The organism is Novosphingobium sp. B-7 (assembly GCF_000410615.1).
GTDB classification, from domain to species: domain Bacteria; phylum Pseudomonadota; class Alphaproteobacteria; order Sphingomonadales; family Sphingomonadaceae; genus Novosphingobium; species Novosphingobium capsulatum.
Genome location: NZ_APCQ01000093.1, coordinates 1 through 7,752, shown reverse-complemented (window position 1 = coordinate 7,752; position 7,752 = coordinate 1). Strand labels below are relative to the sequence as shown.

The window sequence follows — 7,752 nt, the reverse complement described above, 5'->3', positions numbered from 1 at the left end:
CGGCTGGCGCGATGCGCTGGCGCTCAAGGCGGCTGGCGTCAACGTGGTGGCGGTGATCGACTTGCGGGGCGAAGTGGCGGCCGATCTGGTTGCTGCCGTGCGCGGCGCGGGGATTGCCGTGCATCTTGGCCATGCCGTCACGCAGGTAGCGGGCCGCCATGGGGTTAGCGGCATTACCTTTGCCGCCGGTGGCACCGGGCAGGGCCAGCAACTGGCGGTCGATGCGCTGCTGATGGCCGGTGGCTGGACGCCGACCGTGCATTTGTGGAGCCACGCCAAGGGCAGCTTGCGCTGGGACGATGCCTGGGGCGCCTATCTGCCCGACGTGGCGCAGGAAAACTGCCGCGCCGTGGGTGCCGGGGCAGGCGCTTGGGATATGGGTGCGGGCTTGGCGCTGGGCACGCTGCCTGGCCCCAAGCCGATCTGGCAGACCAAGGCTTTCGTCGATTTCCAGAACGACGTGAAGGCGCGCGATATCGATCTGGCGGTGCGCGAGGGCATGCGCTCGATCGAGCATATCAAGCGCTATACTACCAACGGCATGGCCACCGACCAGGGCAAGACCAGCAACCTCAACGGCTTGCAGATTGCCTCGGGCAGCCTGTCCAAGCCGGTGACCGATATCGGCCTCACCACGTTCCGCCCGCCCTATACGCCGCAGACGTTCGGCGCGCTGATGGGGCATCACAAGGATGCGCTGTTCCAGCCGATCCGCAAGACGGTGATCGATGGTTGGGCCGATGCGCGCGGGGCCGTGTTCGAGAACGTGGCGCAATGGCGCCGTGCGCGCTATTTCCCCCAAGGCGGAGAAGACATGCACGCCGCCGTCGCGCGCGAGTGCGTGGCGGTGCGCCAGCAGGTGGGCATGTTCGATGCATCGACCCTGGGCAAGATCGAGGTGGTCGGGCCCGATGCCGCCGAGTTCCTCAACCGCATGTATACCAACCCGTGGAAGGCGCTGGCACCCGGCCGCTGCCGCTATGGGCTGCTGCTGCGCGAGGATGGCTTCATCACCGACGATGGCGTTTCGGCACGCCTGGCGCCCGATCGTTTCCACCTGACCACCACCACCGGCGGCGCGGCGCGCGTGCTGGCGATGATGGAAGACTATCTCCAGACCGAATGGAGCGATCTCGACGTCTGGCTGACCAGCACGACCGAGCATTGGGCGGTGATCGCGGTGCAGGGCCCGCTCGCCCGCGCCGTGATCGCGCCGCTGGTCGAAGGCATCGATCTGGCGCCCGGCGCCTTTCCGCATATGGCCATTCGCGAGGGCAGTATCTGCGGCGTGCCGACGCGCCTGTTCCGCGTGAGCTTTACCGGCGAGCTTGGCTATGAAGTCAATGTGCCGGCCGAGCATGGGCGCATGGTGTGGGAGGCGATCCACGCCTCTGGCCAGGCCCACGGCATCACCCCCTATGGCACCGAGACGATGCACGTGCTCCGCGCCGAAAAGGGCTATGTCATCGTCGGGCAGGATACCGACGGCACGCTAACCCCGGATGACGCCGGCATGGCCTGGGCAGTAGGCACCAAGAAGCCCGATTTCGTCGGCAAGCGCTCGCTCGCCCGGCCCGACATGAGCGCGCCGGGGCGCAAGCAACTGGTCGGCCTGCTGACCGAAGACCCGCAGGAAGTGCTGGAAGAAGGCGCGCAGATCGTCGCCGATCCCGATCAGCCGGTGCCGATGACCATGCTCGGCCACGTCACCTCGTCCTATCACAGCGCCACGCTGGGCCGCTCCATCGCCATGGCGGTGATTGCCGACGGCCGCGCGCGCGATGGCCAGGTGATCCATGTGCCGATGCCGGGCCGCACGATCCGCGCGCGGGTGAGCGCCAGCACCGTGTTCTATGATCCGCAAGGGAGCCGCCTCGATGTCTGATGTCCTTGCGATCCCCGCCCTGGCCGTGGCCGGCACCGATCTGGCGCTGGAGGCCCAGGCAGTTACCGCCTCGGGCGTGGCGCTGACGCTGGAAGCGCCGGCCAGCCGCTGGTCGCTGCGCGCCCGCACGGCGCAGGCGCTTTCAGGCGTGATCGGCCGCGCTGTACCGGCGCGCATTGGCGAGACGCTGGATGGCATCGCCTGCCTCGGGCCAGACGAATGGCTGGCCGATCTGCCTGCCGGCACCGCGCTGCCCGATGGCGCCGGGCAACCGGTGAGCGTGGTGGACATTTCCGCGCGCGGCGTGGTTATCCGGGTGGAGGGGGCAGGGTCGGCCACCGTCCTGTCATCGGGATGTCCGCTTGATCTCGACCGGTTTGCCGTGGGCCGCGCCACGCGCACCGTTTTCGAAACGGTGGAAGTGATCGTGTGGCGCGAAAGCGCAACCGTGTTCCGCGTGTTCGTGTGGCGCAGCTTTGCCCCGTGGCTGTGGCACGCACTCAAGGCGGCGGAACGCGGCTAAGCAGAATTGGCCTGAAAATTAGGCCGCCGCACCGCCCTTGAAGCGCAGGCGCGCGGTCAGGCCATCGGGCTGCCAATCCAGATCGATCGCGCCCTCGCGCAGCCGCACGATGCGGTTGATGAGGTTCAGCCCCTGGCCGCCATCGCGCGAGGTTGCCTGCACGGGGCGGTTCGAAATCTCGTGCCAGGTGATCACGATGTCGCCGTCCTGATCCTCGCTCGACAGCGTGATCGCGCCGCCATGCGCGATCGCGCCATGCTTCGAGGAATTGACCGCGAGTTCACCCACGACCAGGGCGATCGTGTCAGCCAGGGCGCGCGCAATCGGCATGTCGCGCACTTGGTCGGTCGCCACCGGGCAGAACGCACTGCCAAAGGGCAGGACCAGCGCATCGATCAGTTCGACCAGGCTGCACGGCACTTCCAGGCTGGTGAACAGGGCCTGGGCGCGGCCCATCGCGATCAGGCGTTCGGCCATCTGCCCGGCAAAGGCATCGTTGTGCGCGTCGCCACGGGCAAAGCCGCGGATCAGGCTGGAAATCATCGTATAGGTGTTGCGGAGCCGATGGTGCAACTCGCGCGTGGCGGTTTCCAGCACCTGGCGGGAGAGTTCGGCATCAGTCACGTCGCGCGACACGGCCAGATAGCTGATCAGCTTGCCGGTATCGTCGCGCAGCGCCGAAACACTCACGTCCCACCAGCGGCTGTTGCCCTTGGCCGTGGGGCAATGGGCACGAAACCGCGATACACCGCCGGCCTGGGCCGTGGCAAAGCCGCTGGCGATATGCGGCCGGCCCGCTTCGGGCCATAGCGTTTCCCATTGCTTGCCCAGCACGTCGGACGGCGCATCGATCTCCATCGCGCACAAACCGTTCGGATTGACGTAAGCCACCGTGCCATCCAGCCCGATCACCTTGACGCAATCCACACTCTGGTCGAGCGCAGCTGCCAGCGAGAGTTGCGAGATGCCGGCAACCTGCCGTGAAAGTTCGTTGTTAGTCATGTTTACTGCCGGAGTTCCCCAAAACACCCGGTCAGGCGTGCCCCACGCGCACCTTCGCGACAGCACCATAATCGTTAGTTAATGTAAAAGTTCCAGCAAAAATTGGCGGAAAAGCGCACTTTTCGGGCTTGCGGCGATTCCGCTGCCGGCGGCATCACCCCAGCAGTGGCCCGGCCCAGGGCAGATTGGTCATCAGTGGCGGCAGCACCTGATCCAGCAGGGTCTCGCGCGCCAGGGCGGCCGTCTGGCCGGGCAGGTCGCCCAACTCGCCCATGCGTGCTACCACCTGGATGCGGCGGGCAAAGCGGCCGCGCGGCAGGGGTTCGACGCGCAGCTGCGGCATCAGCTGGGGCAGGGCCGCGAGGCACAGCAGCGAGGTTATGCTCCAGCCGATGCCCATGCCCACCGTGGTCAATTGCTGGTGGATGATCTCCACCTCGATCACATTGGGCAGGCGCAGCTTCATGCGGGTCAGCTGGCTTTCGATGCGCTGGCCCATGCCGGTATCGAGCGAATAGCGCACGAACGGCATGCGTTCGGCCACGTCGGCCGGATCGATGCTGCCGCTATGGTCGGCCGGAAAGATCATCACGAAGGGATCATCGATCACGTCGTGGTGTTCGATGCCCGGGTGTTTTTCCAGGGTGTTGCTGCCGGTCACCAGCATGTCGCAGCGCCGCGCGAGGAATTCCTGCTGCTGGCGCAGCGAAATGCCCGATCGCACCCGCCATGATCCCACGCGCATGCCGTGCCGGCGCAGCAGCGGCGCGGTGAGCAGGTTGGCGAGGCTCTCGCTCATGCCCACGGTCAACTGGTCAATCGGCTGCTGCGCGCCTTCGCGCACCTCGTCATAGGCAGTGCGCGCGCTGGCCAGCAGCTTGCGCGCGCGCTCGTGCAGGGCGCGGCCCGATGGCGTCAGGCCCAGTGGCCGCAGCGAGCGATCGAACAGTGGCGCGCCGATGCCCTGTTCCAGCCGGGTGATGGTTTGCGACACTGCCGACTGGGTGATCCGCAACTGTTGGGCGCAGGCGGTCATCCCGCCCAGTTCCACCGTCAGGACAAACACTTCCAAGCCGTGCAGATCGAATTCGGCGGGCAGGCGCATGGGCATGATCCTTTGGGTGCGCGCCCTCTCGCGCCCCCGTGCTGCACTCTTGTGCCATCATGATGCCTGAACTACCAGATTATATCTGCTTATTGTCTGCGCTGCCCCGTTCCTGTTGCGGGCAAGCCGTCCTACAGATGCAGGCAACCAGCGAAAGGGAGCTGACGTGGCGCTTTTGAAACCCGATTTCGTCCTGCTTGTTTCGTGTGTGGATCGCAAAGGCCTGGTGGCCGCGATCGCCACGTCGATCTCGGCGCAGGATTGCAACATCGTTGAAAGCGCGCAGTTCGATGATGCCGTCACCGGCCGCTTCTTCATGCGCGTGGCCTTCACCGCGCCCGAAGGTATGACGGTGGACCGCTTCAACGCCGCGTTCCTTTCGGTCGGCAGTGCCTATGGCATCGATTGGAAGGTGTTCGACCTGTCGGTCAAGGTACGTGCGCTGGTCATGGTGTCAAAGGGCGGCCACTGCCTCAATGACCTGCTCTATCGAACCGCCACGCGCTATCTGCCGATGGAAGTGACCAGCGTGGTTTCCAACCATACCACCTGGCAGCGCCGGGTGGAGCACGAGGGCATCCCCTTCCACCACTTGCCGATCACGCCGGAAAACAAGGTGGATCAGGAGGCAAAGCTGCTGGACATGATCGCGCAGCAGAACGTCGATCTGGTGATCCTGGCGCGGTATATGCAGGTGCTGTCCGACACCACCTGCCGCGCCCTGGAAGGCCGCGTGATCAACATCCACCATTCCTCGCTGCCGGCGTTCAAGGGCGCGATGCCCTATCACCGTGCCTATGAGCGCGGGGTGAAGATGGTGGGCGCCACCGCCCACTACGTTACGCCCGATCTGGATGAAGGGCCGATCATCGCACAGGATGTCTCGATGGTGGACCATGCCGATACCGTCGATGACCTGATCGCCCAGGGCCAGGAAACCGAAAGCCGCGTGCTGACCCGCGCGGTCAAGGCCCATTGCGAGCACCGCGTGATGCTCAATGGCCACCGCACCGTGGTATTCAAGTGAGCGAGGCGCGGCTCTATGCCGATCTGGCCGCGCTGGGCGTGGCATGGTCCAGCCTGGAACACGAGGCAGTGTTCACCGTGGAGGAAAGCGAAGCGATCCACGCCGCGCTGCCTGGGGCGCATACCAAGAACCTGTTCCTCAAGAACGCCGATGGCAGTTTCTGGCTGGTAACGGTCGACCATGCCAAGCGGGTGGACCTCAAGGGGCTGGCTGGCGCGGTCGGCGCCAAGAAGTTCAGCTTTGGCAAGCCGGAAGACATGGAGCGTCTGTTGGGCGTGACGCCCGGCGCGGTGACGCCGCTCGCGGTGATCAACGATGCCGATGGCGCGGTTCGCGTGGTGATCGACGCGGATCTGGTTGACGCAGAACGGGTTCACGTTCATCCCTTGCGCAACACAGCAACGATCGGTCTTTCCGGTGGCGATTTGTTGCGCGCCCTGGAAGGGTGGAATCACTCCGCGATCGTGTCTGGCATTCCGGAGCGGCCATGACCGTCAGCACGTTTGACCTGTTCAAGATCGGCATCGGGCCATCGAGTTCCCACACCGTCGGGCCGATGGTGGCCGCGCGCCGCTTTACCGAGGCGCTGGAGGCCGCGGGCCTGCTGGCGCGAACGGCGCGGGTATCGGTCGATCTCTATGGGTCTTTGGCGTTGACCGGCAAGGGCCACGCCACCGACGTGGCGATTATCCTGGGCCTGGCTGGCGAAGTTCCGGCGACGGTCGATCCTGATGCGGTGGCCGGCATCGTTGCCGCGGTGGAGCAATCGGGCCGCGTCGCGCTGCTCGGGCAGCACGAGGTTGCGTTTGCCCCGGCGCAGGACATGCGCTTTCTCCAGCGCGAGCGGCAGCCCTATCACAGCAATGCCATGGCCCTGGCAGCGTGGGACGACGCTGGCGAGATGCTGACGCGGCGGCTGTTCTATTCGGTGGGCGGCGGCTTCGTGCTCGACGAGGACGAGGTGATCCGCAACGCGCCCGCGCTCGATGTGCCGGAATTGCCCTATCCCTTTGCCTCCGCCGCGCAGCTGATCGAGATTGGCGAGGCCACCGGCCTCAGCTTTGCCCAGATCATGCTGGCCAACGAACTGGCGTGGCGCAGCCCGTCGGACGTGGACGCCGGGCTCGATCTGCTGGCCGATACCATGGCCGCCTGCATCGATCGCGGCTGCGCGCAGGGCGGTATCCTGCCTGGTGGACTGAAAGTGCGCCGCCGCGCCGCCGCGCTGGCGCAGGAATTGCAGCATCGTCAGCAGATGTCGCTGTCAGAGCCGCTGGCCGTGCTCGACTGGATCAACCTGTGGGCCATGGCGGTGAATGAGGAAAACGCCGCTGGTGGCCGCGTGGTGACCGCGCCCACCAATGGCGCGGCCGGGATCATTCCGGCAGTTCTACGCTATTACGAGCGCTGCTATCGCGGCGATCGCGCCGGGCGGCGCACGTTCCTGCTGACGGCGGCGGCGATCGGCGCGCTCTACAAGCGCAACGCGTCCATTTCCGGTGCCGAAGTGGGCTGCCAGGGCGAAGTGGGCGTGGCCTGTTCGATGGCGGCGGCGGGCCTCACGGCGGCGCTGGGTGGCAACAACGCCCAGATCGAAAACGCCGCCGAAATCGGCATGGAGCACAATCTTGGCCTGACCTGCGATCCGGTGGGCGGTCTGGTGCAGATCCCGTGCATCGAGCGCAACGCCATGGGCGCGGTCAAGGCGATCGACGCCTCGCGCCTCGCCATGCTGGGCGATGGCCAGCACATGGTGAGTCTTGACAAGGTGATCGAAACCATGCGCCAAACCGGCGCAGACATGCGTGACAAGTACAAGGAAACCTCGCAAGGCGGCCTGGCGGTGAACGTCGTGGCGGTCAACGTGGTGGAATGCTGAGCGAGTTCGAGGAGATGTATCGATGAAAGCCCTGGTCTGCGTGAAGCGGGTGATCGACTACAACGTGAAGCCGCGGGTGAAGGCGGATGGCACGGGTGTCGAGCTGGCGAACGTGAAGATGAGCATGAACCCGTTCGACGAGATCGCGGTCGAGGAAGCCATTCGCCTGAAGGAAAAGGGCGTGGTGAGCGAGATCGTGGCGGTGTCGGTGGGGCCGGCAAAGGCGAGCGATACGCTGCGCACGGCGCTGGCGATGGGCGCGGACCGCGCGATCCTGGTGCAGAGCGACGACGAGGTCGAGCCCTTGGCGGTGGCCAAGATCGTGACGGCG

Annotated in this window: 7 protein-coding genes and 1 pseudogene; 6 read left to right on the top strand and 2 right to left on the bottom strand. The window is 65.9% G+C overall.

Annotated elements, in window-relative coordinates; genetic code table 11:
* Together H926_RS0100860 and H926_RS0100855 are read left to right on the top strand one after the other, a co-directional pair.
* Positions 1 to 1,885: glycine cleavage T C-terminal barrel domain-containing protein (locus H926_RS0100860; protein ID WP_022674619.1), on the top strand; the 1,885-nt coding region annotated here is incomplete at its 5' end.
* Positions 1,878 to 2,408 carry a sarcosine oxidase subunit gamma gene (locus H926_RS0100855; protein ID WP_022674618.1) on the top strand — a complete coding sequence of 177 codons (531 nt, stop codon included), beginning with the start codon at positions 1,878 to 1,880 and terminating at the stop codon, positions 2,406 to 2,408. The genes H926_RS0100860 and H926_RS0100855, both read left to right, overlap by 8 nt.
* A gap of 18 nt (positions 2,409 to 2,426) precedes the next feature.
* On the opposite strand, the gene H926_RS0100850 is transcribed toward H926_RS0100855, so the two are convergent.
* Both H926_RS0100850 and H926_RS24920 read right to left on the bottom strand, forming a co-directional pair.
* Positions 2,427 to 3,410 (bottom strand): PAS domain-containing protein, encoded by a 984-nt coding sequence (locus tag H926_RS0100850; RefSeq protein ID WP_022674617.1) that lies wholly within the window; start codon positions 3,408 to 3,410, stop codon positions 2,427 to 2,429.
* 154 nt (positions 3,411 to 3,564) lie between these two features.
* The gene (locus H926_RS24920) at positions 3,565 to 4,515 is read right to left on the bottom strand and encodes a LysR family transcriptional regulator (protein ID WP_022674616.1); all 951 of its coding nucleotides are present in this window, start codon (positions 4,513 to 4,515) and stop codon (positions 3,565 to 3,567) included.
* A 175-nt stretch (positions 4,516 to 4,690) separates the two neighbouring features.
* Here H926_RS24920 and purU point away from each other — a divergent pair, with 175 nt between their 5' ends.
* The 4 genes and pseudogenes from purU to H926_RS0100825 form a co-directional block, all read left to right on the top strand.
* A complete protein-coding gene (gene purU / locus H926_RS0100840) occupies positions 4,691 to 5,542 on the top strand; it encodes a formyltetrahydrofolate deformylase (RefSeq protein ID WP_197279205.1) in 852 nt (283 codons plus the stop codon).
* Positions 5,539 to 6,033 (top strand): prolyl-tRNA synthetase associated domain-containing protein, encoded by a 495-nt coding sequence (locus H926_RS0100835; protein ID WP_022674614.1) that lies wholly within the window; start codon positions 5,539 to 5,541, stop codon positions 6,031 to 6,033. Before purU ends, H926_RS0100835 begins: the two co-directional genes overlap by 4 nt.
* A complete protein-coding gene (locus H926_RS0100830; protein WP_022674613.1) occupies positions 6,030 to 7,421 on the top strand; it encodes an L-serine ammonia-lyase in 1,392 nt (463 codons plus the stop codon). Before H926_RS0100835 ends, H926_RS0100830 begins: the two co-directional genes overlap by 4 nt.
* Before the next feature lie 22 nt (positions 7,422 to 7,443).
* A pseudogene (locus H926_RS0100825) lies at positions 7,444 to 7,752 on the top strand (electron transfer flavoprotein subunit beta/FixA family protein); the annotation flags it as partial.